The 24,688-nt window shown below is 60.5% G+C and carries 16 protein-coding genes and 1 pseudogene; 11 read left to right on the top strand and 6 right to left on the bottom strand.

Annotated elements, in window-relative coordinates; genetic code table 11:
* Positions 1-227 precede the first annotated feature (227 nt).
* Complete coding sequence (uraH, locus tag AC07VH_RS14370) at positions 228-581, bottom strand: hydroxyisourate hydrolase (RefSeq protein ID WP_086145089.1); 354 nt, start codon at positions 579-581, stop codon at positions 228-230.
* 120 nt (positions 582-701) lie between these two features.
* On the opposite strand from uraH, the gene puuE reads away from it, so the two are divergent.
* From puuE to AC07VH_RS14420, 10 genes are all read left to right on the top strand, one after another.
* A complete protein-coding gene (puuE, locus tag AC07VH_RS14375) occupies positions 702-1,655 on the top strand; it encodes an allantoinase PuuE (protein WP_494788479.1) in 954 nt (317 codons plus the stop codon).
* 99 nt (positions 1,656-1,754) lie between these two features.
* Positions 1,755-3,221 carry a xanthine dehydrogenase small subunit gene (gene xdhA, locus AC07VH_RS14380; protein ID WP_494788478.1) on the top strand — a complete coding sequence of 489 codons (1,467 nt, stop codon included), beginning with the start codon at positions 1,755-1,757 and terminating at the stop codon, positions 3,219-3,221.
* Positions 3,222-3,231: 10 nt separating this feature from the next.
* Positions 3,232-5,577 (top strand): xanthine dehydrogenase molybdopterin binding subunit, encoded by a 2,346-nt coding sequence (gene xdhB / locus AC07VH_RS14385; protein WP_494788477.1) that lies wholly within the window; start codon positions 3,232-3,234, stop codon positions 5,575-5,577.
* Between the two features lie 9 nt (positions 5,578-5,586).
* On the top strand, positions 5,587-6,654 hold the full coding sequence (gene xdhC, locus AC07VH_RS14390; RefSeq protein WP_494788476.1) for a xanthine dehydrogenase accessory protein XdhC: 1,068 nt from the start codon (positions 5,587-5,589) through the stop codon (positions 6,652-6,654).
* A 9-nt stretch (positions 6,655-6,663) separates the two neighbouring features.
* Positions 6,664-7,980: a guanine deaminase gene (gene guaD, locus AC07VH_RS14395; protein WP_494788475.1), complete on the top strand. Its 1,317-nt coding sequence runs from the start codon at positions 6,664-6,666 to the stop codon at positions 7,978-7,980.
* A gap of 43 nt (positions 7,981-8,023) precedes the next feature.
* Positions 8,024-9,526, top strand: a complete 1,503-nt coding sequence (locus AC07VH_RS14400) for an adenosine deaminase family protein (RefSeq protein WP_494788474.1) — start codon at positions 8,024-8,026, stop codon at positions 9,524-9,526.
* Positions 9,527-10,319: 793 nt separating this feature from the next.
* A complete protein-coding gene (locus AC07VH_RS14405; protein WP_475414090.1) occupies positions 10,320-13,736 on the top strand; it encodes a TonB-dependent receptor in 3,417 nt (1,138 codons plus the stop codon).
* A 113-nt stretch (positions 13,737-13,849) separates the two neighbouring features.
* Entirely contained in the window at positions 13,850-15,559 is a 1,710-nt protein-coding gene (locus AC07VH_RS14410) for a bifunctional metallophosphatase/5'-nucleotidase (protein ID WP_494788473.1), read from the top strand.
* A gap of 17 nt (positions 15,560-15,576) precedes the next feature.
* Positions 15,577-16,806 (top strand): phospholipase D-like domain-containing protein, encoded by a 1,230-nt coding sequence (locus AC07VH_RS14415; RefSeq protein WP_494788472.1) that lies wholly within the window; start codon positions 15,577-15,579, stop codon positions 16,804-16,806.
* Between the two features lie 8 nt (positions 16,807-16,814).
* Positions 16,815-17,885 carry a S1/P1 nuclease gene (locus AC07VH_RS14420; RefSeq protein ID WP_494788471.1) on the top strand — a complete coding sequence of 357 codons (1,071 nt, stop codon included), beginning with the start codon at positions 16,815-16,817 and terminating at the stop codon, positions 17,883-17,885.
* Positions 17,886-17,920: 35 nt separating this feature from the next.
* Here AC07VH_RS14420 and AC07VH_RS14425 read toward each other — a convergent pair whose 3' ends face one another.
* Positions 17,921-18,685, bottom strand: a complete 765-nt coding sequence (locus AC07VH_RS14425; protein WP_494788470.1) for a DeoR/GlpR family DNA-binding transcription regulator — start codon at positions 18,683-18,685, stop codon at positions 17,921-17,923.
* Between the two features lie 85 nt (positions 18,686-18,770).
* On the opposite strand from AC07VH_RS14425, the pseudogene AC07VH_RS14430 reads away from it, so the two are divergent.
* Positions 18,771-19,361, top strand: a pseudogene (locus AC07VH_RS14430) (NUDIX domain-containing protein); the annotation flags it as partial.
* A 507-nt stretch (positions 19,362-19,868) separates the two neighbouring features.
* On the opposite strand, the gene AC07VH_RS14435 reads toward AC07VH_RS14430, so the two are convergent.
* The 4 genes from AC07VH_RS14435 to AC07VH_RS14450 form a co-directional block, all read right to left on the bottom strand.
* On the bottom strand, positions 19,869-20,840 hold the full coding sequence (locus AC07VH_RS14435) for an ABC transporter permease (protein WP_034754516.1): 972 nt from the start codon (positions 20,838-20,840) through the stop codon (positions 19,869-19,871).
* A gap of 4 nt (positions 20,841-20,844) precedes the next feature.
* Entirely contained in the window at positions 20,845-21,924 is a 1,080-nt protein-coding gene (locus tag AC07VH_RS14440; RefSeq protein WP_070219324.1) for an ABC transporter permease, read from the bottom strand.
* Positions 21,921-23,450 (bottom strand): ABC transporter ATP-binding protein, encoded by a 1,530-nt coding sequence (locus AC07VH_RS14445; protein WP_475414085.1) that lies wholly within the window; start codon positions 23,448-23,450, stop codon positions 21,921-21,923. Before AC07VH_RS14445 ends, AC07VH_RS14440 begins: the two co-directional genes overlap by 4 nt.
* An 81-nt stretch (positions 23,451-23,531) precedes the next feature.
* Positions 23,532-24,527 (bottom strand): BMP family lipoprotein, encoded by a 996-nt coding sequence (locus AC07VH_RS14450; RefSeq protein WP_475414084.1) that lies wholly within the window; start codon positions 24,525-24,527, stop codon positions 23,532-23,534.
* Positions 24,528-24,688 lie beyond the last annotated feature (161 nt).

Below are 24,688 nucleotides of genomic sequence, written 5' to 3' on the forward strand. Positions count from 1 at the left end.
AGTAGGTTATCGTCAGGCTTGTTATTCGCAGTAAGAGAAAAACCCGTCAAGCAATTGGCGGGTTTTTTTTCGTCTGGTGGTTTTGTGCCGGTGCTTGTCGGCTTACGCTGCGCTAAGCCGACCTACGCTGACCTACGCCGACGGACATCGGCCAGCATCAACCATACCGGGTAGGTCGGATTAGCGCGCAGCGCGTAATCCGACAACATTGTTGGTATGGTGGGAGATCAGCTACCGCGATAGGTCGAGTATGACCACGGCGACACCACCAGCGGCACGTGGTAGTTCTCATCCGTATGTGCAATGCCGAAGGACAGCGTCACCAGATCGATGAAGCGGGGCGAGGGCAATTCCACGCCTTGGGCGGCGAAATAATCGCCGGCATTGAATACCAGCTCATACTGGCCCGCTTTCATGCTGTCTCCTTCCAGCAAGGGGGAACTGCAGCGGCCGTCGCTATTGGTTATATCCATCTTCAATAACACTTTACCTTCCGGCGCGACCGAAAACAGGGCCACCTTGACGCCGGCTCCCGGCCTGCCGTGGGCGATATCGAGTACATGCGTGCTGAGTTTTCCCATTTGCTATCCTGTATATAGGGTGAGTGAATGTGCTTATCGTGCAAATCATATACCTGCGTCAGCACCTGGCTATATGATTGGGCGTATAACCAACATTGTCTCCTATAGGCGAGCCACCGCATGAGCACTTATGAAAATTATCCGCGCGACTTGATCGGCTATGGCCGCACGCCACCGCATCCTCAATGGCCGGGCAAGGCCCGCATCGCCCTGCAATTCGTTCTCAATTACGAGGAAGGGGCGGAAAACAGCGTGCTGCATGGCGATGCCGCCTCGGAAACGTTTTTGTCGGAAATGATCGGTGCGGCCGCTTTTCCTGCGCGCCACCTGAGCATGGAGTCGATTTATGAATACGGTTCGCGTGCCGGACTCTGGCGTTTGCTGCGCATGTTCGAGGAGCGGCGCCTGCCATTGACGGTGTTTGGCGTCTCGATGGCCCTGAAGCGCAACCCGGAGGCGGTAGCTGCCTTCCAGCAACTGGGGCATGAAATCGCCTGCCACGGCTTGCGCTGGATTTCCTACCAAAACATGGACGAAGCGACGGAGCGCGAACACATGCACGAAGCCGTGCAGATCATCCGCGAATTGACGGGTTCCTCCCCGCAAGGCTGGTACACGGGGCGCGACTCTCCGAATACGCGCAAACTGGTGGTCGAGCATGGCGGCTTCCGCTACGACGCCGATTATTACGGCGATGACCTGCCATTCTGGGAAAAGGTGGCGTACACGGACGCGGCCGGCATGCCGGCCATGCAGCCGCAGCTGATCGTGCCCTACACCCTGGATACGAACGACATGCGCTTTGCCGCCATGCAGGGCTTTAATTCGGGCACGCAGTTTTTCGATTACCTGAAGGATGCCTTCGACGTGCTGTACGCGGAAGGCGATCCGAACGGCTTGAACCAGCCGAAGATGCTGTCCATCGGCCTGCATTGCCGCCTGGTGGGGCGGCCGGGACGGGCCGCGGCGCTGGCGCGCTTCCTCGACTATATACAGCGCCATGAGCAGGTCTGGATCACGCGCCGCATCGATATCGCCGAACACTGGCATGCGACGCATCCCTGCACTATCTGATGCATATTGATATTGAGTGATAAGTAAAATCAGTCTTTGCATATAGTTGTCCCATATGCCGGTGTTAATCTCCTATACTGGGACTATACCGAGGCCAGCATGTCAGAACCGATCCGCTTTTACTACCGTGGTGCCGTACAGGAAGTACGCAACGCCGCCCCTACGCAGACTGTGTTGCAGCACCTGCGCGAGGATTTGCATTGCACGGGCACCAAGGAGGGTTGCGCCGAGGGCGATTGCGGCGCCTGCACCGTCGTCATCGGCAGCCTGGTGGATGGCCAGGTCGAGATGAAAGCCGTCAACGCCTGCATTCAGCTGACGCCCACGCTCGATGGCAAGGCCCTGTTTTCCGTGGAAGACTTGCAGCAGCCTGATGGCGCCTTGCATCCGGTGCAGCAGGCGATGGTCGAGTGCCACGGTTCCCAGTGCGGTTTTTGCACGCCCGGCTTCGTCATGTCCTTGTGGGGCATGTATCTGGAGAAAAGTGGCGCCACGCCCACGCGCTGCGAAATCGACGATACGCTGTCGGGCAATCTGTGCCGCTGCACCGGTTACAGGCCCATCATCGACGCCGCCAGGCGCATGGGGGAGTTGCCGCACGTCACGTTTGACCGCGATGCCTTGGCGCAGCAATTGCAGGCGCTGCAGCGCGTCAGCGTGAGTACCTATGAACATGGCGGCCAGCACTTCCACGCGCCGCGTACCATCGATGAACTGGTGGCGTTGCGCGCGGGAAAACCGCGGGCCTGCCTGCTGGCCGGTTCCACGGACGTGGGCTTGTGGGTCACCAAGCAACTGCGCGACCTGGGCGACATCATTTATCTGGGCAATGTGGCCGCGCTCAAAACCATCGGCATCGTTGACGGCAAGCTGCAGATTGGCGCCGGCGCCAGCCTGAACGATGCGTATGCGGCGCTGTGCCGGCATTATCCGGACGAATTGTCGGAACTGTGGCAGCGTTTTGCTTCCTTGCCGATCCGCAACGCGGGTACTTTGGGCGGCAATGTGGCGAATGGTTCCCCCATCGGCGACTCGATGCCGTGGCTGATTGCGCTGGGCAGCGATATCGTGCTGCGCGGCCCGGCCGGGCAGCGGATCATGCCGCTTGAAAAGTTCTATTTGGGCTATCAGAAGAAAGACTTGCAGCCCGGTGAATTCGTCGAAGCCGTGCGGGTGCCCTTACCCCGTGCCGATGTGTATTTCCGCACGTATAAACTGGCCAAGCGCTTCGACCAGGATATCTCGGCCGTGTGCGCCGCGTTCGCCTTCCAGCTCGACGGCGAGCGCATCGTCGATGCACGCATCGCCTTTGGCGGCATGGCAGCCACGCCGCAGCGTGCCGCGCAGACGGAAGCGTTTCTGCGGGGACAGGCGTGGAGTGAGGAAAATCTGACTATCGCCATGCGCCTGCTGGCTGACGATTACGCTCCCATGTCGGACATGCGTGCGTCGAACACCTACCGCATGACGACGGCGCAGAACCTGTTGCGCCGCTTCTGGCTGGAAACCCGTCCCGGTGCGCCTTTGCCCCCGACGTCCCTCAACGCCTACGCTTGCCGCGCCTGAAAGGACCAGCATGAATTATCCTGCCACGCCCGAACTGCAAGCGGCCGCCTGGGCCGCCGTGGGCAAGCCCAGCCCCCATGAATCGGCGCAACTGCATGTGCTGGGGCAAGCCACGTACACGGACGATATTGCCGAACTGCAGGGCACCTTGCACGCGGCGCTGGGCCTGTCGCAAAAGCCGCACGCGCGCATCACGGCCATGGATATCTCCGCCGTGCGCAGTGCGCAGGGGGTCGTCGCCGTCTACACGGCGCAGGACATTCCCGGCACCAATGATTGCGGCCCCATCATCCACGATGATCCCATCCTGGCTTTTGATCTGGTGCAATACGTGGGCCAGCCCATCTTTATTGTGGTGGCCGATACGCACGACCATGCGCGCCGCGCCGCCCGCCTGGCGCAAGTGTCGTATGACGAGTTGCCCGCGATCATGACGCCGCAGGCGGCCAAGGCGGCGCAATCGTATGTGCTGCCGCCCATGCAGCTGACACGCGGCAACTACCAGGCCGCATTCGAGGGCGCGCCGCATGTGGTCAAGGGCCAGCTGTATGTGGGCGGTCAGGAACAGTTTTATCTGGAAGGACAGATTTCCTACGCCATCCCGAAAGAGGCGCAGGGCATGCTGGTGCTGTGTTCTACCCAGCATCCGAGTGAGATGCAGCACGTGGTGGCGCATGCGCTGGGCGTGCATTCGCACAACATCACGGTCGAATGCCGGCGCATGGGGGGAGGTTTCGGCGGCAAGGAATCGCAGTCGGCCCTGTGGGCGGCGGCCGCGTCGATCGCGGCGGCCAAACTGAAGCGTCCCGTGAAACTGCGCGCCGACCGCGACGACGACATGCTGGTGACGGGCAAGCGCCACTGTTTTTACTATGAATACGAAGTGGGCTACGACGACGATGGCAAGATCCTGGCCGCCAAGGTCGACATGACCACGCGCGCCGGCTATTCGGCGGACTTGTCCGGCCCCGTCGCCACGCGCGCCGTCTGCCACTTCGATAACACCTATTATTTGTCCGACGTGGACATCCGCGCCGCCTGCGGCAAGACGAATACGCAGTCGAATACGGCTTTCCGGGGCTTCGGCGGGCCGCAGGGCGCCATCGCCATCGAGTACGTCATCGATGAAATCGCCCGCCATTTGCAACGCGATGCGCTCGATATCCGCCTGCTCAACTTCTATGGCCGCAACGATGCGGAAGGGCGCAACGTCACGCCGTACGGGCAAAAAATCGTCGACAACGTGATCCATGAACTCGTCGCGGAACTGGAAGAGAGCAGCGATTACCGGGCGCGCCGCCGCGCTATCGACGCCTTTAATGAGGCCAGTCCTGTCCTGAAGAAGGGGCTGGCATTCACGCCCTTGAAATTCGGCATCGCCTTCAACGTCACGCATCTGAACCAGGCCGGCGCCCTCGTCCACGTGTACGTGGATGGCTCCGTGCTGGTCAACCATGGCGGCACGGAAATGGGGCAGGGCATCAATACCAAGGTCATGCAGGTAGTGGCGCACGAGCTGGGACTGGACCTCGAATGCGTACGCGCCACGGCTACCGACACCAGCAAGGTGGCGAATACGTCGGCCACGGCGGCATCCACTGGCGCCGACTTGAACGGCAAGGCGGCGCAGGACGCGGCACGCCAGATCCGTGAACGCCTGGCCGATTACGCGGTCAAACTGTACGGCGGCGAATCCGCTGGCGTGCGCTTCTTCGACAAGCATATCCACGTCAATGGTCACGTCGTGCCGTTTGCCGAGCTGGTGCAGAAGGCGTATCTGGCCCGCGTGCAACTGTGGTCCGATGGTTTTTATGCCACGCCCGGGCTGTCGTGGGATGCGAAGACGATGACGGGCCATCCGTTTTCCTACTACGCGTATGGCGCGGCCGTGGCCGAAGTGGTGGTCGATACCTTGACGGGCGAATGGAAACTGCTGCGTGCCGATGCCTTGTACGACGCGGGCCAGTCATTGAATCCCGCGATTGATCTGGGTCAAGTGGAAGGCGCGTTTATCCAGGGCATGGGCTGGCTGACGACGGAGCAGCTGTGGTGGAATGGGGCAGGCAAGCTGATGACGCACGCGCCGTCGACGTACAAGATTCCCGGCATTTCCGATTGCCCGGAAGATTTCCGTGTGAAACTGTTCCAGAACAGCAATGTGGAAGACAGCATCCACCGTTCCAAAGCCGTGGGCGAGCCGCCGCTGCTGTTGCCGTTTTCCGTGTTCTTTGCCATCCGCGACGCCATTTCCAGCGTGGGCCATCACGCCGTGCAGCCACCGCTGAATGCACCGGCCACCAGCGAGGAAATCCTCAAGGCGGTCATGGCCGTCCAAGCGGCGCATGTCGACGCCTAGGAGCAGACGATGAGCGACTGGCTGACAGCAATCGAGAACGACACGCAGGCATCCGTGCTGGTGACGGTGGCCCTGGTGGAAGGTTCCGGGCCGCGCGAGGCGGGCGCGAAGATGCGCGTCACCCTCGAAGGCCAAGTGGACACCATCGGCGGCGGCCACCTGGAATTGCGCGCCGTGGAAATCGCCAAGACCATGCTGGCGACAAAAGACACGCATGCGCGGCTCGAGCGTTTTGCGCTGGGCCCCAGCCTGGGCCAATGCTGCGGAGGCGTTGTTTATCTTGCCTTTGAACCTGTCGATGCCAGCTTGAACGATGTATTGTCCGCCTTGCGCGAGCGCCGCCAGCAGGATAGCTGGCGCCTGACGGCGCTCGATGGCACTGCCGCGTCGGCCTTGTTCGATGTCGCCGGTAGCTTGATCGCCGGCACGCCAGGCCAGGCGCCCGATACGTTTTCACGCGAACGCAGTACCCATGTCGCGCAGGGGAGTGAAGGGCGGCGCTGGCTGGTCGACCCCTGCCTGGCGCCGCGCGCCCATCTGACCCTGTTCGGCGCTGGCCACGTGGGCGCGGCCATCGTGCGTGCGCTGGCCCACTTGCCCTGCAATGTCACCTGGGTCGATGAACGCGAAGACATGTTTCCCCTACAAATGCCAGATAATGTGCGCATCGCCGCCACCGACACGCCCGAAGAATTCGTCGCCATGGCGCCGCCAGGCGGCAGCTATCTGGTCATGACGCATAGCCATGCGCTGGATCAACGCTTGACGCAAGCCATCATGGCGCGCGAGGATGCGGGCTGGTTCGGGCTGATCGGTTCGCACACCAAGCGCAAGCAGTTCGAGCACCGGCTGCAGGCGCGTGGCGTGCCGGACGAGCGCATTGCGGCCATGGTGTGTCCGATCGGCATGCCCGGCATCCGCAACAAGGCACCGGCCGTGATCGCCGCCTCCGTTGCCTGTCAATTACTCATGGTGTGGGAGGAAGCCGCCAGCGCGGCCCTGGCCGCACCGCTGCGGCTGACGTCTGCCAGCACGCCACCGCGCCGCAAGCAGCGCGCGGTCAATCATCTTTTATAGAAAGAAGTCATGCCGATTGTTCCTGCCACTTTGCAAGCTTACCGTGCCAGCTTGCTGCACTTCCACGCCGATCCTGCTTTCAGCGAAGAGGCGCACGCCTGGCATGCGGACGGCTTGCTGATCGTGGCCGATGGCAAGGTGGTGGCAGCCGGTGATTACGCGCAGCTGCAAGCGACATTGCCGCCGATCACGCAGATCGTCGATTACCGGGGCAAGCTGATCGTGCCCGGCTTTATCGACACGCATGTGCATTTCCCGCAGACGGAAATGATCGCCTCGCCCGCGCCCGGTTTGCTGCCGTGGCTGGAAACGTATACTTTTCCTACCGAACGCGCGTTTGAGAACCCAGAGCATGCGCGCGATGTCGCCGAGTTCTTTCTCGATGAACTGCTGCGCTGCGGCACCACGACGGCGATGGTATATGGCAGCGTGCATCCGCAATCGGTCGATGCCTTTTTTGGCGCCAGCGAGGCGCGCGGCTTGCGCATGGTGGCGGGCAAGGTCATGATGGACCGCAACTGCCCCGAGTTCCTGCGCGACACGGCCGAGTCCGGCGCGCGCGACAGCGAGGAGCTGATCCGCCGCTGGCACAAGCGCGGCCGCTCGCTGTACGCGATCACGCCCCGTTTCGTGCCGACGTCCACGAATGAACAGATGCATCTGGCGGGCGAGCTGGCGCGCGCTTATCCGGATACGTACTTGCAGACCCACGTGTCGGAAAACGAGGATGAATGCCGCTGGGTGCGCGAACTGCACCCGCAGGCGCGCAGCTACCTCGATGTGTATGACCAGTACGGCATGCTGCGCCCGCGCGCCATGTTCGGCCACTGCATCTGGCTCGACGAGCGCGACCGCGCGCGCATGGCGGAAACGTCTTCGGCAGCCGCCATTTGTCCTACATCAAACCTGTTCCTCGGTAGCGGCTTGTTTGATTTCGAGCGGGCCGATGCGGCAAGAGTGCTGCTGTCACTGGCTACGGACGTGGGTGGCGGCACCTCGTTCTCGATGTTGCAAACAATGAACGAAGCCTATAAAGTAGCACGCTTGAAAGGCAGCTACCTGCCCGCCTTGCGCATGTTTTACCTGGCGACCCTGGGCGCCGCGCGCGCCATGCAGCTGGAAGGCACCCTGGGCAATTTCACTGCCGGCACGGAAGCGGACTTCATCGTGCTCGACAAGCAATCGACGCCGCTGCTCGAACGCCGCACGGCTGGCTGTCAAAGCCTGGAGGAATTGCTGTTTGCCTTCGCGCTGCTGGGCGACGACCGCGCCGTGGCCGCCACCTATTCAGGCGGGCAATGCGTGCATGTGCGGGGGCAGGGCTGACCTACCCGTTGTTCAACACGAATTATCCTGAGCGAGTACGCGAATGCACAAGAAACTCACTGGCCTGGCGCTTGGCGCCGCGCTGGCATTGACCGGAACGGCGCAGGCCGCCAAGGCGGTGGCCACCCCGTCTTCGAATGAGGCGGCCACCGCGCGCCATTTTGCCGCCCTGGTTGGCGGTGCGCAGCCGAAGACCGCCGAGTTGAACCTGTTCTTTTCCATGATGCCCAAGGGCGGTGATCTGCATCACCATTATTCGGGCGCCATTTACGCCGAGCAATTCCTCGACTGGGTCGACAAGGAAAACTATTGCGTCAACAAGACGACCTACCGCATCGAAAGCAACAAGGACGTCGTGGCGGCCGAGCGCGCCAAGCCGGCCGGACAGCGCAGCTGCCTGTCGTCCACGGAAGTGTTTGCCGACGCGGGCCTGTATGCGGAGTTGCTGCAGCGCTGGTCGACCAAGGATTTTTATAACCACGGCGCCGTCCAGACGCCACCGGACCGTACCTTCTTTGATACCTTCGGCTACTTCGGTCCCGTGGCATCGACGAATACGGCGGATGGCCTGAAAACCCTGAAGCAACGCGCCATCGCGGAAAACCTCAGCTACATCGAGACGATTTTCGAACTGTCGCCATTCGTGCAAAACGCGCAGTTCGACCAGCAGGTGCTGGCGCCGGGCTTGCCGCCGGCAGCGTTGCAAGCCGTGCTGGCCAAGTGGGCAGCCAGCCTGGAGCAGGATGCCAGCTTCCAGAAAAGCATCACCGCGTATAACGACAACGTGAACGCCAGCAGCGCCGGCATCGACGATGCGCACTTCACCATGCGCTACCAGGCGTATGTGCTGCGTTTCCTGTCGCCATCGCAAGTGTTCTCGTCCATGGTGGCCGCGTTCAAGGCAGCGAGCCTCAATCCGTTGCTGGTGGGCGTGAACATCGTGGGCCAGGAAAGCGTGAACGTGTCCATGCGCGATTACAGCCTGCACATGGAAATGTTCAAGTTCCTCAAGACGAAATATCCGAACGTCAAGATCGCCCTGCACGCGGGCGAGCTGGCGCTGGGCATGGTGCCGCCGGAAGGCATGGCGTTCCATATCGCTGAAGCCGTCGACGTGGCGGGCGCCGACCGTATCGGCCACGGCATGGATATCGCCTACGAGCACAATGCGCTGGCGACCATGCAGAAGATGCGCGAACGGGGCATCCCCGTGGAAGTGAACCTGACCAGCAACGATTACATCCTCGGCATCAAGGGCCAGGCCCATCCGGTTACCCTGTACCGCAAGTATGGCGTGCCATTCGTCATCTCCACCGACGACGCGGGCGTGTCGCGCAATACCCTGTCGAATGAATACGTGCTGTTTGCCAGCCAGTACAAGACCGATTATGCGGAAATCAAAAAGCTGTCGTATAACAGCTTGCGTTATTCCTTCCTGGCGGAGGCGGACAAACAGCGTTTGCTGAAAGCGCTCGATGCCCGTTTTACCCGTTTTGAAGCGCAAATTGCCGCGGCCGACAAGGCCGGCAAGAGCAGCAAACCGTAAGTTGCGCGACCTTCGCAACTGATACTCTCAGAGCGGCCGGATCTTCCGGCCGTTTTCCATTTCCCCCCTCCAATACCCGCAATGTTGTTTTGTTAATGTTGTGGCGGCCATGCGACACAATTGACGGCAGATACGCGACTTTATCCAATTTCCTGGATGAATCAATTTCAAGTACATATTGCTCATTTATAATCTCGCGCCATAAGCCCGAACGCTGTCAGCACGATATCAATCTCGCTCCTTACCCTATGCTATTTATATTTTAAATATATAAATATGTAAAAAAAATCGTATTTGTCATCCATTTTTTGATGATGCATAGTGGGATGAAGGTGATATTAAAAAGTCACAATTCATCTGGGCGATATCGTATGAAGCTGGGTATTTGCAGTAAATAAAGGTGAGATGCAGAGTGAAACAAACAGTCGCGCAGCTAAATGACGACATTCCTCTGTATTTTTCCGCCGTGTCACAGTCTTGAAATATTTAACAATTACACTCGCGGCTTGCCATGTTGGCCGGCTCAGCATGTCGGGTGAATGACACAGATGCTAGCGCGCTGTGTTGTACGGCCAGGAGACCTCGTTTTCCGTCGTTATTGCTTGAATTGCCAGGGGCTGTGATGTGTGGAGAGGCGTTTGTGATGGTCTTGTCAGGACCGCAGCCAGTCCAGCCGGCGTAACAGTTGCAGCATCGTAAAGAGGAGATCTTGTGTTTGTGTTGCTGTGCGGCGCAGCCGGACGGTGGGGCAATCCAGGATTTTCAAAAATAATAGTCTTTTCTGGGGTTAAAGATGATCAATCACAAGCGACTTCGGCTAACGCAAATCGCGTTCAGCCTGTCTATTGCACTGGCGGCGGCACCATCGTTCGCACAGAACACTACGTCGGCCATCAGCGGACGTATCTCGGCCAATGACGGCAAGCCTGCAGCTGGCGCGCAGGTCAATATCGTTCACGTTGAATCTGGCTCCGTCAGCAACGTGACCACCGATGCCGAAGGCCGTTATGTTGCACGTGGCTTGCGCGCAGGCGGTCCCTACACGATCACCATCACCAAGAATGGCGAAGTGGAAAAACGCGAAGGTGTCTTCATCCAACTGGCTGAAACGGCCAGCGTCGATGCGACCCTGGGTGCGCAGATGCAAGTGGTGAAAGTCAGCACGAATGCCATCCGCAATCAGGTATTTAACCGTAACAACATGGGCGCCGGCACCAATATCAGCCCGACAGAACTGGCAACCCAGGCATCGATTTCGCGCAGCTTGCAGGATTACGCCCGCGCCGACCCGCGCCTGTCGCAAACGGACAAGGAGCGCGGTGAAATTTCCGTCGCTGGCCAGAACTCGCGCTACAACTCGATGACGATCGACGGCGTGGCCGTGAATGACACCTTCGGCCTGGAAGCTTCCGGTACGGCTACCGGCAAGCAACCGATCTCGATCGAAGCGATCCAGTCGGTGCAAGTGAACGTCGCCAACTATGACGTGACGCAAAAAGGCTACACGGGCGCCAACATCAACGCCGTGACCAAATCCGGCACCAACAAGGTCAAGGGCAGCGTTTACTACGTGTTCCGCAATGACAGCACCGCTGGCGACCGCTATAACGATACGACGGGCGCGTACTACGCACCGCCAAAATCGAAGGACACCACCAAGGGCATCACCCTGGGCGGCCCGCTGATCGAAGACAAACTGTTCTTGTTTGCTAACTACGAAGAAACCAAGAGCTCGCGCGGCGCCCCGGCCTTCGGTCCGGTCGGCAGTGCACAGACCAACGTAGCGATCACCCAATCGGCCATCGATGGCGCCATCGCCATCGCCAAGGACAAGTATGGCATCCCTATCGGCAGCCTGGCGATCCCTGACGGTTCGGCATTCACGGCCAAGGAAAAGCTGCTGAAACTGGACTGGAACTTGACCGATACCCAACGCATCATGTTGCGTTACGCCAAGACCGAGCAAGCTGAACCTATCTACACGGGTTTCTCGCCGACCGGCCTGTCGCTGAGTTCTTACTGGTATAACCAGGAAAAGAACCTGGAAACGCTGGTTGGCCAATGGACGTCCGAGTGGACGCCGACGTTCTCGACAGAGGTCAAGGTATCGTCGCGCAAGTATGATAGCGTGCCGAAAAACAATGCTTACCTGCCATCCATGGGCTTGCAGTTCTCGGGTGCGCTGCCGGATGGCGCGCCAGCCAGCTTGGCTACCGGTAACCGCTTCCTGAACTTCGGTACGGAACAAAGCCGTCAGATGAACGTGCTGGGCACCAAGACCAAAGATTTCTATGCGGCCGGTACCTGGGCGCTGGGCGATCACGAAGTCAAGTTCGGCACGGACTACAGCAAGAACGATGTCTACAATGCATTCTTGCAAAACGTTAACGGTAACTACACCTTTGGCTGTATCAACAGCAGCACCAAGGTGACGTATTCGTTCGGTGCTATCGATTGCGGCAACAAGGCCACGACCGCGGCGCAGATCCAGGCCGCCGTACTGGAAAACTTCCGCCTGGGCCGACCAAGCTCGTACAGCTATCAGGTACCGCAGCCGGGCCGCACGCTGGCAGACGCCACTGCAACGTTCTCGCTGAAAAACATCGGTTTGTTCGTGCAAGATACCTGGGACGTCAGCAAGCAGCTGACCATCAGCGCGGGCTTGCGCATCGATGGTACCCGCATCGGCGAAAAGCCCATCTACAATCCGACCGCGGCGCTGCCAACGGTCGCACGTACCAGCCAGTTTGGTCGTCAAACGGGCGGTTTCGGTGTGGATAATACGCGTACCATCGACGGTGAAAACCTGTACCAGCCACGCGTCGGCTTCAACTACAAGTTTGACTCGGCACGTCCGACGCAAGTGCGCGGCGGCTTCGGCCTGTTCCAGGGCGCGGCAGCCAGTGTCTGGCTGGGCAATCCATACCAGAACACCGGCATGGCCACGCAAAACTACACCTGCTCGTCTTCGGCCGGTACTTGCCTGGATACGCCTGGCTTCTTCAATCCAGATCCAACCAAGCAGCCTACCAATCTGGGTCCTGTGATCCCGGCGATGAAAGTGGACTTGCTGAGCACTGATTTGGCGCAACCTTCGGTGTGGAAAGCCAACCTGGCATTCGAACATGAATTGCCATGGATGGGCCTGATCGTAGGTGCCGAATACCTGCGTCTGCAAACCAAGAACTCGATCTACTACCAGGAGCTGAATCTGGGTGCGCCAACGGCAACTGGTAGCGATGGCCGTCCTCTGTACTATGGCAAGAATGCTTATGACGCCACGTGCTGGAATGCTTCGGGTAGCTTGAAAGGTGGCGCATCTTGCAGCGCCTTGACCAAGGCGGGCAGCAATGCTGCGTTCGGTCAAGTCCTGATGGCCACGAATACCGACAAGGGCGCATCGAACGTGCTGACCCTGTCGCTGCGTAGCCCGCTGCGCGAAGGCCTGTCGTGGGGTTCGTCGTACACGTACAGCGATGCCACGGAAGTGTCGCCGCTGACGTCTTCGACCTCGAGCTCGAACTGGGGTGGCCGTGCTGTCTTCAATCCGAACGAGAATGTCGCGTCGAACTCGAACTACATGGTCAAGGACCGCTTCACGGCAAACGTCAACTGGCAAAAACGCTTCTTCGGCGAATACAAGACCACCTTCGGTCTGTTCTATGAAGGCCGTAGCGGCAAGCCATACAGCTGGACCATCAACAATGACTTGAACGGTGACGGTCTGGCCGGCAATGACTTGATGTACATTCCTAGCGCGCCAGGTTCGGGCGATGTGGTGTTTGCCGGCGCCACGGCGGCGGCAAAGGCTGCCAATGAGGCGGCGTTCTGGAAGGTCGTCAACGCGAATGGCGACCTGCGTAAAGCCAAGGGCGGCGTGATTGGCCGTAATGAAAGCTTTGCACCATGGACCAACAGCTTCGATGTGCGTCTGAGCCAGGAAGTACCAGGCCTCTTCAAGGGCCACAAGGGTATCTTTACTTTCGATATCTTGAACGTTGGCAACATGATCAACCGTAAATGGGGCCGCATCAATGAAGTGGCTTTCCAGTCGGCCGGCGGTCAGGTACGCAGCTTCGTCGACTACGTGGGTATGGAAAACGGCAAGTACGTCTATAACACCCGCCCTGTCGTGGAAGACCTGGAAACGCGCCAAGCCAAAGGCGAATCGCAATGGGCGCTGCAAGCAACGATCAAGTACGAGTTTTAATGTCGTAGTTGCCTCGTAGTTTGGCAAGATAAAAAACGGCTGGTGGCGACACCAGCCGTTTTTTTTATAGACCAGATGGTTTACTCTTTCCCCTTTTCAATACATATCATTCCATGGCTCACTTCCTACGCAATCCGGTCGCCAGCGCGGCCCTGATCCTCAGCCTGTCCGGCTGCAGTAATTTCGCTTCCGTGCCACAGCTTGCGCCCAGCGGCCCGATTGAAGTGAACCTGGTCGCCTTGAACGATTTTCACGGCAACCTCGAGCGCAGCAAATTTACCTATACGAGCGCTGGCGATGCCGGGCGCAAGACGGTGCAGGCCGGCGGCATCGACACCTTGTCCGGCGCATTGAAGGCGTGGCGGCGCGAAGATGCGCAGCTGATCTTTGTCGGCAATGGCGACCTGGTCGGCGCCAGCCCCGCCATGTCGGCGCTGTGGGCGGACGAACCGAGCATCGTCGCCATGAATATGCTGGGTATGAAGGCCAGTTCCGTCGGCAACCACGAATTTGACCAGGGCAAGGCGGAATTGCTGCGCCAGCAGCGCGGCGGCTGCGAATCCGCGCGCGCCGACAAGGCGTGCAAGTTCACGCCCGACTTCAAGGGCGCCAGCTATACCTATATGGCGGCCAATGTCATCGACACGCAAACGGGCAAGTCGCTGCTGCCCGCCTACCGCATCGAAGAGGCGCATGGCGTCAAGGTGGGCCTGATCGGCGCCGTGCTGAAAGATACACCGTCCGTGGTGACGGCCGCCGGCATTGCCGGCCTGCAGTTCGGCGATGAAGCGGACGCCATCAACGCCACCTTGCCGCAGTTGCGCGCGCAGGGAGTGGGGGTGTTCGTCGTGCTGCTGCACCAGGGCGGCGAGACGAAGGAAGCCGTCGACCAGCCCGATTGCAGTCACCTGAAGGGCGAAGTGGTCGACGTGGTGAAGCGCCTCGACCCGGCCATCCAGCTCGTCATCAGCGGCCATTCGCACCAGGGCTATCTGTGCCGCGTCGATGGCCGGCTGGTGACCCAGGCGCAGATGGGCGGACACATGCTGACGCGCATCAAGCTCAAGGTCGATCCCGTCAAGAATGCGCTGATCGATGCCAGCGCGCAAAACGTCGTCATGCTGCCAGGCATGTATGAGCCGGACCCGGCAGTGGCAGCCTACCTGGAATCGGTCAAGCAACGCAGTGCGGCCGAATTGTCGCGTCCCGTGGCCGCCATCGCCGTATCTAGCGTGGGCCGCAGCACCAAGGGCGGCGGCGCTTCCCCATTGGGTGACCTGGTGGCAGACAGCACCCTGTTCGGCGCGCGCGCTGCCGGCGCGCAAATCGGCTTGATGAACAATGGCGGCATCCGCAAGGACCTGGAAGCGGGTGCCGACCTGATGACGAACGTGGGTCAGAACCAGGCTGTGGTGCCGTTTGGCAATACATTGATCGTCGTCAGTCTTTCCGGCGCGCAAATCCGCACCTTGCTCGAACAGCAATGGCCGGGCGAAGAGGCCGGCGAAGGCAATTTGCTGCAAGTGTCCGAAGGTTTTACTTATCGCTGGGACAGCACGCGGCCCCAGGGGCAGCGCGTGCTGCCCGGCAGCATCATGCTGAATGGCAGCCCTATTGACGATAATCAACAATACCGTGTCGCCGCCAACAGTTTCCTCGCCGGCGGCGGCGACCGCTTCACCGTGCTGGCGGCCGGCACGCGCCGTCTGGATACGGGCGTGCGCGACATCGACGCCTTCAGCGATTACCTGATCGCCCGCGCGCGCGCCGGCAAGCCGGCCGGCAGCGCCACGTCGGCGGGCCGCATCGTGCGCGTCAAATAACATTACAAGGAATAACCATGCGTCGCTTATTTGTTTCCGTTCTTCTTTCCAGCCTGTTCGCGGGCACGGCCCACGCCGATTTCACGATACCCGGCTTTGAACTCGTGCACACCTCGCCCGTGGAAACCACGTTGACCAATCCCGACCTGCGCGAACCCGTCGCCGTGTGGAGCGAGCTGTTCGATGGTGCAAAAAAAGAGATCGTCATCGCCCAGTTCTATGCCGTCAGCAAGCCGGGCACGGCTTTTGAAAAGGTGCTGGCCAGCCTGACGGCCGCCGGCCAGCGCGGCGTGAAGATCCGCTTCCTGCTGGACCAGAAGGGCGTGGGCCTGTCGGAAGCGGCCACCATCGCGCAGATCAAGGCGATTCCCAACCTGGACTTGCGCCTCATCGATTTCAATAAAATCACGGGCAATGGCATCGTGCACGCAAAATACCTGGCCGTCGATGGCCAGGTCGCGTACATCGGCAGCCAGAACTTCGACTGGCGCTCGTTCGAGCACATCCATGAAACGGGCTTGCGAATCACGGAGCCAGGCATGGTCAGCCAGGTGCAAGCCATCTTCGAGCAGGATTGGCAAGCCCAGGCGCTGACGTCGCAAGGCAGCCGCGCCACGGTGCTCAACAGCAAGGTGGTGCCGGCCAATTACGCGCAAAATGCTTTCTTGCTGGCCAGCCCGAACGCCTACAACCCCGCTGGCGTGGGCGATTCGGAAACGGGCTTGCCCGCCTTGCTGGCGCAAGCGCAAAGCGAAGTGCGCATCCAGCTGCTCGATTACGCGCCCCTGTCCTACGGCCCTAACCGCACGCGTCCGTACTACGCCGTGATCGACAACGCCGTGCGCGCGGCCGCCCAGCGCGGCGTGAAGATCAAGCTGATGGTGTCAAGCTGGAACACGGAAGCGCCGGCCATCGTCTACCTGAAGAGTTTGGCCCTGGTGCCGAACGTGGAAATCCGCATCGTGACGATTCCCACGGCCTCGACGGGCTTCATCCCATTCGCGCGCGTGATCCACAGCAAGACCATGAGCATCGACGGCAAGCTGGCCTGGGTCGGCACGAGCAACTGGGCGGGCGGCTATTTCGATTTGTCGCGCAACCTGGAAGTGGTGCTGCGCAACGAGCAGATGGCGCAGCGCATCGCTGCGCTGCATGAGCAGACGTGGAGCTCGGCGTACGCGCAACCCATCGACATCAACAAGCAGTATCCGAAGCCGGCCAAGGCCGCGCCGCAAGGCAAGGAGTAATGGTGAGCATGAAAAAATTACTCTGCGTGCTGGCGCTGGGTGCCGCATTCGCTTCCGGCAATGTGCTGGCCTGGGGCAATGACGGCCACCGCGCCGTAGGCGCCATCGCCGATCAATTGCTCAAGGGCAGCGTGGCCCAGGCGCATATCTCCCAATTGCTGTTGCCGGGTGAAAGCCTGGAAAAGATCGCCAACTGGCCCGATTGCGTGAAGGGCACGTATTGCGGCCCCCAATCGCCGGAAATGTTGACGTATGTGGCGGCGAATCCCAAGCATGGCGAATACCACTACACGAATGTACCGTTCCAGAACGTGCACTACCACGACCATGGCGTGGGCACGGCCGACGACGATATCGTGCAAACCTTGAAACAAGCGATCCTGGTGTTGCAGGGCAAGGCCGATGCGGCCAGCAATCCGCACGGCTTCAGCCAGCGCGAAGCGCTGATCCTGATCACGCACCTGGTGGGTGATATCCACCAGCCGCTGCATGTGGGCAATGCGTTTCTCGGCAAGGATGGCCAGTTTTTCGTGCCTGCCACACAGGCGCAGATCGACGACGTCGCCGTTTTCAATGCGCGCGGCGGTAACGACTTGCTGCTCGACGATGCGAAGATGACGGCCCTGTCGGATGCCGTGATTCCCGCGCCGCTGCCGGCGGAAAACGGCACGGCCAAGCCTGCCAGCAGCTATCCGAAGTCGCCCACCAAGCCCCTGCATTCCTACTGGGATACGACCGTGGTCGATTACGCCATGCGCCGTTTGAGCACGCGCACGCCGCAGCAGTTCGCCAGCACCGTGATCGCCAGCGCGCCCGTGGTGAGCGCCAACAGCGGCGACCCCGTCACCTGGCCGTATCAGTGGGCCGATGCCGCGCTGGCGGCGTCCAAGATTGCCTTCACGGACGTGGTGGCCGGCCCGGCCACGCAGCAGACCAGCCGCAAGGGTGACGTCTATAACGTCTGGAGCTTGACGGTGCCGGACAACTATCCGGTACCGAGTTCTGCGCTGGCAAAGCAGCAGCTGATCGAGGGCGGCTATCACCTGGCTGCCGTGCTGCAGGCGATCTGGCCACAGTAAGGTGTCATGCGAAAGCGGCCTGCGGGCCGTTTTTTTCATGCCAGGGTGATGGCGATTCCCATCTCGCGGAAGGGCGCGACCAGGGCGTCTTCCACATCGCGGTGCACGATGATATCGTTGACCTGGCTCAAGGGCGCGATTTGGAACGGTGACGCCGTGTTGAACTTTTCCGGCGAGGCCAGCACGACGGTGCGGCTTGACGCCTCGCTCAACGCGCGCTTCACGCATGCTTCTTCGTAATCGCCCGTGGTGATGCCCGCTTGCGGATGCAGGCTGGATACGCCCATGAAATACAGGTCGGCGCGGATGCGGCCGATGGCTTCCACGGTCGCGGCGCCGACGCCCACGATCGAGTGCTTGTACAGGCGCCCGCCCAGCATCAGCACCTCGATGAACGGGTGATGCACCAACTCGACGGCAATCGACGGGCTGTGCGTGACGACGGTGGCGCGCAAATCGCGCGGCAGCTGGCGCGCCAGCTGCACGGCGGTCGTGCCGCCATCGAGAAACACCACTTGCCCCGTTTGTATCATGGCGCCCGCCGCGCGGCCGATGGCGGGCTTGGCTTCCGCGGAAATCTGTTCGCGCCCCGCAAACGGCGCCAGCGCGGGCGAACGGGGCAGCAGGGGCAGGGCGCCGCCATGCACGCGTTCCAATAGCCCTTCTTTCGCCAGCTCGCGCAGGTCGCGCCGTATCGTGTCTTCCGACAAGCCCAGGGCGTCGCTGACGGCCTTGGCGACGATTTGCCCTTCGCGCTGGAGCATGTCCAGCAGGTATTGTTTGCGTTGATGTGTCAGCATGGCTTTTCTTGAGTATTCTTGTATTTTCTTGATATTGCACGAGTTTGCATGATAAAGTCGTCGGACGCAAGCACAAGGAGACACTATGCGCGAAGAAAATAGCAAGCAGGAACGGGTCCGCATCCAGCAGGTGCAGACGCTCTCGCACGACTGGTACTTATTGCAGAAGACCACGTTCGATTACCTGCGTCACGATGGCCAGTGGCAGACGCAGACGCGGGAAACCTATGACCGCGGCGATGGCGCCACCATCCTGCTTTACAACAAGGTCAAGCGCACGGTGATCCTGATCCGCCAGTTCCGCTTCCCCACCTACCGCGAGGGCCACGATGGTTTTCTCATCGAGTCGGCGGCCGGCTTGCTGGAAGAGGCCAGCGCGGAGCAGCGCATCCGCGCCGAGGTGGAAGAGGAGACCGGTTACCGGGTGGGGCAGGTGCACAAGATATTTCAGGCCTTCATGAGTCCCGGCTCCGTGACGGAGCGTTTGCATTTCTTTGCCGCCGAATACGATCCCGCCAGCCGCATCGGCGACGGCGGCGGCCTGGCCCATGAAGGCGAGGATATCGAAGTGCTGGAACTGCCCCTGGCGCAAGCGATGCGGATGGTGGCGGACGGGCGCATCTGCGACGGCAAGACCATCATGCTGCTGCAGCATGCGCAGCTGTATTTGATGCCAGCCAAACGGGGGCTGCAGATTCTGATTGCCGGCCCCTACCGCTCGGGTACGGGCGACGATCCAGTCTTGATGGCGCGCAATGTGGCGGCCATGGAAGCCGTCTGCCTGCCGCTGTATGAAAAGGGCCACATGCCCGTGCTCGGTGAATGGCTGGCCTTGCCCATGCTGGCGCTGGCCGGTTCAACCGGGGTGGGCGATGCCGTGTATGAGGAACTGTTCCACGCGCATGCGACGCGTTTATTGAGCCATTGCGATGCCGTGCTGCGGCTTGGCGGCGCCTCCCAAGGGGCCGACCAGATGGTCGAAGTGGCGCGCGGCTTGGGGCTGGCCGTGTTTTTCTCGCTGGACGAGATTGCCCAGGCGTAAAAAAAGCGAAGCCTGCGGGCTTCGCTTTTTGTCATTTCAGGGAGCGCCTGAAAAATGCCCAGGGCTAGGCGTCTTGCCGAAGGCAGTACGAATGTACGACGAGGCAAGGCAACGACGCCATGGGTATTTTCTCAGGTGCTCTTAACGCGATTTTACAAAGGGGATACCGATAGCTTTCGGCGCGATGGATTTCGCCATCAAGCCCGCCAGCACGATCACGGTGACGACGTATGGCACCATCTGGATCAGCGAGCCGGGGATGCGGCCCACGACGGGCAAGTCCACGCCTTCAATCTGGATCTGGATGGCGGCGAAGAAGCCGAACATCAGGCAGCCGAGGAAGGTGTAGACGGGGCGCCAGTTGCCGAACACCATGGCCGTCAGGGCCAGGTAGCCGGCACCGGCCGACATGTCGCGCAGGAAGAAGCCGCTTTGCACGATGGCCAGATACGCGCCCGAGAACGAGCACAGGATGCCGGCCACCAGCATGGCCAGGTAGCGCGTCGCTTCCACGCTCACGCCGGCCGAGTCGGCCGCATGCGGGTTTTCGCCGCAGGCGCGCAGGCGCAGGCCGAAGCGCGTGTGGTACAGCAGCCAGTGCACGAGCGGAATCAAGAGGAAGGCTACGTAGACGAGGATGGAATGGCCGCCGATCAAGTGGGCATACACCCAGCCGATGAAGGGGATGTGTTCCACGTACTGCGTGCCCGGCAAGACCACGTCGAACAGCCGCGCCGAACCGAGGTCGGGCGTGCGGCCGCCTTGCTGGAAGAAAAATTGCGCCAGCACGAAGGTCAGGCCGCTCATGGCGATGTTGATCGCCATGCCGGCCACCAGCTGATTACCCTTTTGCGTGATGCTGACATACGCCTGCAGCAGGGCCAGGGCGACGCAGACGAGCATGCCGGCCGCCATGCCGTAATACGGGTTTTGCGTCGTGTAGGCCACGGCGGCGGAAGCGAAGGCGCTGGCCAGGATCTTGCCTTCCAGGCCGATGTCGATCATGCCGCTGCGTTCGGCGAACAGGCCGGCCATGGCGGCAAAGATCAGGACGGGCGCATTGCGCACGGTCGATACCAGGATGCTGGCGAATTGGAAGTCGTCGAGTGTCATGGTGTTAGCCTTTGGTGCGCTTGAGCAGGGCGGAAATGGCCGGTGCGTAGAAGTTTTCCATGGCGCCGCAGAACAGGATGATCAAGCCCTGGATGAAAATGAAGGTTTCCGTCGGGATATTCGGTTTTTCCAGCGACAGGTCGAAGCCGCCCTGAATCAGGGCGCCGAACAGCACGGCCGACAAAAAGATGCCGACCGGATGCTGGCGGCCCATCAGGGCGATGGCGATGCCGATGAAGCCGGCGCCGCCGACGAAGTTGAGCGACAGGTAATGGGTCGAGCCCATGATGGAATTGACGGAGCCGAGGCCCGCCAGCGCGCCCGAGATCAGCATGACGACGATGATCATCTTGCTGATCGACACGCCCGCATAGTGGGCCGCGTGCTTGTTGAGGCCCGTGGCGCGCAGCTTGAAGCCCCACGACGAACGCCAGACCATCACGCCGTAGATGACCAGCGCGGCGATCGCCAAAATAAAACTGATGTTCAGCGGCGTGTCGCCCAGCGACGGGAACCAGGTGGAGAGGCGCGGCATTTCGCCGCTTTCCGCAAACACGCGGCTGGCCGTGTTCTGCTCGCCCGGCGGAATCAGGTACTTTACGATAATAAAATTCATCAGACTGGCGGCGATGAAGTTGAACATGATGGTGGTCACCACGATGTGGCTGCCGCGCTTCGCCTGCAGATAGCCGGGCAAAAAGCCCCACAACGCGCCGAACAGGGCCGCGCCGATCATGGCGGCGGGAATCAGGAGCCAGGCGGGCAGGGTCTGGTCGAAGGCCAGCATGGCGACAGTCAAGCCCAGGCCGCCGATATACATCTGGCCTTCGGAACCGATATTGAACAGCCCGGCCTGCATCGCCACGGAAACCGACAGGCCCGTGAAGATGAAGGTGCTGGCGTAGAACAGGGTGTAGCTCAAGCCTTCCGGATTGAGGATGGCGCTGTGGACCAGGATCGACAGCGATTCGGCCGGGTCTTCGCCCAGCATATAGATCACCAGGGCGGCGACCAGCAAGGCCGACAGCAGGTTTAACATGGGCATGACAAAGGCTGTCGCCCAGCGTGGCAAGTCGTTATTCATGATTTATGCATTCCCCCCATCAACAGACCGATGCGGGTGGTATCGAATTCTTCAATTTTCAGTTCGCCGGTGATGCGCCCGCCGCACATGACGAGGATGCGGTCGGCCAGCGCCCGCACTTCTTCCAGTTCGACGGACACCAGCAGGATCGCCACGCCCGCGTCGCGCAGGGCCAGCAATTGCGTATGGATGCTTTCGATGGTGCCGATGTCGACGCCGCGCGTGGGCTGGCCCACCAGCATCAGTTTCGGCTTGGCCAGTACTTCGCGCGCGATCACCACCTTTTGCTGGTTACCGCCGGACAATAAGCCGATGCGCAGGTCCGGGTTGGCCGGGCGCACATCAAACGTCTTCAGCAGTTCCGCGCAGCGCGCGCCGATGGCCTTGAAGTTGAACAGGCCCCAGCGGTTCTTCAGGTGGTCCTGATAGCCGAGGATGGTGTTCTGCATGACGGAGAAATTTTTCACCACGCCATCGCGCAAGCGGTCTTCCGGAATGTGGGCGATGCCCAGCTCGCGGAAGGCCAGCGGCAAGCCGTCGGCATCGTGCCGCTTGGCAAACGGCAAGTCCTTGTCCAGGAAGCGCAGCGTGCCGGACGTGGGCAAGCGCATGCCCGAGAGGATTTCCAGCAGCTCGCTCTGGCCATTGCCCGAGACCCCCGCGATGGCGACGATTTCGCCGGCGCGCAAGTTGAAACCTATGTCGGCCAGCAATTTGACCTGCTGCTCGTCGGCCAATTGCAAATCAGCCACTTCCAGCACCGTGGCACCGGGATTGTACGGTGCACGGGGCAGGTGGCTCTGGATGGGGCGGCCCACCATCATGTTGGCCAGTTCCTCTTTCGAGGTGCCGGCGGTCGCCACGGCGCCCACCACCGTGCCGCCGCGCATGACGGTGACGTTGTCGGTGATTTCCAGGATCTCTTGCAGCTTGTGCGTGATCAGGATGATGGTCTTGCCTTGCTCCTTGAACAGGCGCAGGATTTCAAACAGCGATGCCGTTTCCTGTGCCGTCAGCACGGCCGTCGGCTCGTCGAGGATCAGGATATTGGCGCTGCGGTAAATCTGCTTGAGGATTTCCACGCGCTGCTGCGCGCCGACGGACAGGTCTTCGATCTTCGCCAGCGGGTCGACGTCGAGGCGGTAGCGCGCGCAAATCTCGCGCAATTTCGCTTCCGCTTCCGTGCGGTGGCTGGCCAGGCGAAAACCGCCTTCCGTGCCCAGCATGATATTGTCGAGGACGGTGAAGTTCTCGACCAGCATGAAGTGCTGGTGCACCATGCCGATGCCGAGGTTGATCGCTTCCTGGCTGTTGCGGATAGGCTGTACTTTACCGTCGAGCAAGATTTCTCCGCCGTCGGCACGGTAATACCCGTACAGGATGCTCATCAAGGTCGATTTGCCGGCGCCGTTCTCTCCCACCAGGCCGTGGATACTGCCCTTGGCGATGGAGAAGCTGACGTCGGCGTTCGCCTTCACATGTCCAAACTGCTTGGAAATGCTGCGAAATTCTACTGCTGGCTGCATAGGTTCATAACTGGATAGTTTCATGGAAACGCGCCGCGCGGAGACAGGCCCCGGCGGCGCGCTAAAAGATACGGAGAAAAATTAAACCGGGCAGCTGCTGCCGACGCGGTAATCGATCACTTTGATCTTGCCATCGATAATGTCCTTACGCGCACCCAACACGCGTTTTTCGATTTCCGGCGTGATCAGCTTGCGGTTGTTCGCGTCGAGCGCCCAATCCACGCCGCCTTCTTTCAAGCCTTTATAGCTGACGCCGCCCTTCCAGGTGCCGTTCTTGACTTGCATGAAGCTGTCGTAGACGGTGTTGTCGACGCGTTTGACCATCGAGGTCAGGATGCTGCCTGGATACAGATGGTTCTGGTTCGAATCGACGCCGATGGCCAGCTTGCCTTTTTCCTTGGCCATCTGCAGGGTGCCCATGCCGCTGCCGCCAGCGACGGCGAAGACGACGTCGACGCCGCGCTCGAATTGCGAGCGGGCCAGTTCGCCACCCTTGGCCGGGTCATTCCAGGCGCCGGACGTGGTGCCGACCATGTTTTGCGTGATTTCCGCCTTCGCGTTCACTGCCTTGACGCCTTGCGCGTAGCCGCAGGCGAAGTTGCGGATCAGGGGAATATCGATGCCGCCGATGAAGCCGACCTTCTTGCTCTTGCTGGCCATGGCCGCGGCCACGCCCACCAGGTAGGAACCTTCTTCTTCCTTGAAGACGACGGAATTGACGTTGCTGCCGGCGGCCTGGCCGTCGATCAGCACGAATTTCACGTTCGGGAATTCCTTGGCGACCTTTTGCACGGCTTGCGTTTGCGCAAAGCCGATGGCGGCGATCATGTCGAGTTTCTTGCGGGCCAGGCCGCGCATGACTTGCTCGGCCTGCGTATCGCTCGATGCCTGCACTTCGATGAAGGAAATGCCCGTGTCTTTTTTGAAGCGCGATGCGCCTTCGAAAGCGGATTGGTTGAACGACTTGTCGAACTTGCCGCCCGCGTCATACACGACACCCAGTTTTGGGGTAGCCGCGGACGCTTGAGCAGTCAGAAAAACGGCTGCGATCGTCAAACTAAATTGTGTAAGTTTCATGAATTGGCTCCTGGAAGATCGATATTGTATATTTTTTATAGGTGAAACATATAATTTGGGGCCGATTTAGCCTGTTTTTGATGCACGAGGTGATGATTCCTTATCAACATTGCACTGTATTGCACAAGATCATTGCTGGCCTCGTATGCTTTTATGTCGAC

It is taken from the genome of Janthinobacterium sp. GW821-FHT03C10, assembly GCF_059420865.1.

What these genes read in the sequence shown, in the direction of transcription:
- xdhC (WP_494788476.1), top strand. Translation starts at nt 5,587, where the DNA reads ATGAGCGACTGGCTGACAGCAATCGAGAACGACACGCAGGCATCCGTG.
- AC07VH_RS14415 (WP_494788472.1), top strand. Translation starts at nt 15,577, where the DNA reads ATGCGTCGCTTATTTGTTTCCGTTCTTCTTTCCAGCCTGTTCGCGGGC.
- puuE (WP_494788479.1), top strand. Translation starts at nt 702, where the DNA reads ATGAGCACTTATGAAAATTATCCGCGCGACTTGATCGGCTATGGCCGC.
- AC07VH_RS14440 (WP_070219324.1), bottom strand. Translation starts at nt 21,924, where the DNA reads ATGAATAACGACTTGCCACGCTGGGCGACAGCCTTTGTCATGCCCATG.
- AC07VH_RS14445 (WP_475414085.1), bottom strand. Translation starts at nt 23,450, where the DNA reads ATGCAGCCAGCAGTAGAATTTCGCAGCATTTCCAAGCAGTTTGGACAT.
- AC07VH_RS14400 (WP_494788474.1), top strand. Translation starts at nt 8,024, where the DNA reads ATGCACAAGAAACTCACTGGCCTGGCGCTTGGCGCCGCGCTGGCATTG.
- xdhA (WP_494788478.1), top strand. Translation starts at nt 1,755, where the DNA reads ATGTCAGAACCGATCCGCTTTTACTACCGTGGTGCCGTACAGGAAGTA.
- AC07VH_RS14420 (WP_494788471.1), top strand. Translation starts at nt 16,815, where the DNA reads ATGAAAAAATTACTCTGCGTGCTGGCGCTGGGTGCCGCATTCGCTTCC.
- AC07VH_RS14410 (WP_494788473.1), top strand. Translation starts at nt 13,850, where the DNA reads ATGGCTCACTTCCTACGCAATCCGGTCGCCAGCGCGGCCCTGATCCTC.
- guaD (WP_494788475.1), top strand. Translation starts at nt 6,664, where the DNA reads ATGCCGATTGTTCCTGCCACTTTGCAAGCTTACCGTGCCAGCTTGCTG.
- AC07VH_RS14435 (WP_034754516.1), bottom strand. Translation starts at nt 20,840, where the DNA reads ATGACACTCGACGACTTCCAATTCGCCAGCATCCTGGTATCGACCGTG.
- uraH (WP_086145089.1), bottom strand. Translation starts at nt 581, where the DNA reads ATGGGAAAACTCAGCACGCATGTACTCGATATCGCCCACGGCAGGCCG.
- AC07VH_RS14405 (WP_475414090.1), top strand. Translation starts at nt 10,320, where the DNA reads ATGATCAATCACAAGCGACTTCGGCTAACGCAAATCGCGTTCAGCCTG.
- AC07VH_RS14425 (WP_494788470.1), bottom strand. Translation starts at nt 18,685, where the DNA reads ATGCTGACACATCAACGCAAACAATACCTGCTGGACATGCTCCAGCGC.
- AC07VH_RS14450 (WP_475414084.1), bottom strand. Translation starts at nt 24,527, where the DNA reads ATGAAACTTACACAATTTAGTTTGACGATCGCAGCCGTTTTTCTGACT.
- xdhB (WP_494788477.1), top strand. Translation starts at nt 3,232, where the DNA reads ATGAATTATCCTGCCACGCCCGAACTGCAAGCGGCCGCCTGGGCCGCC.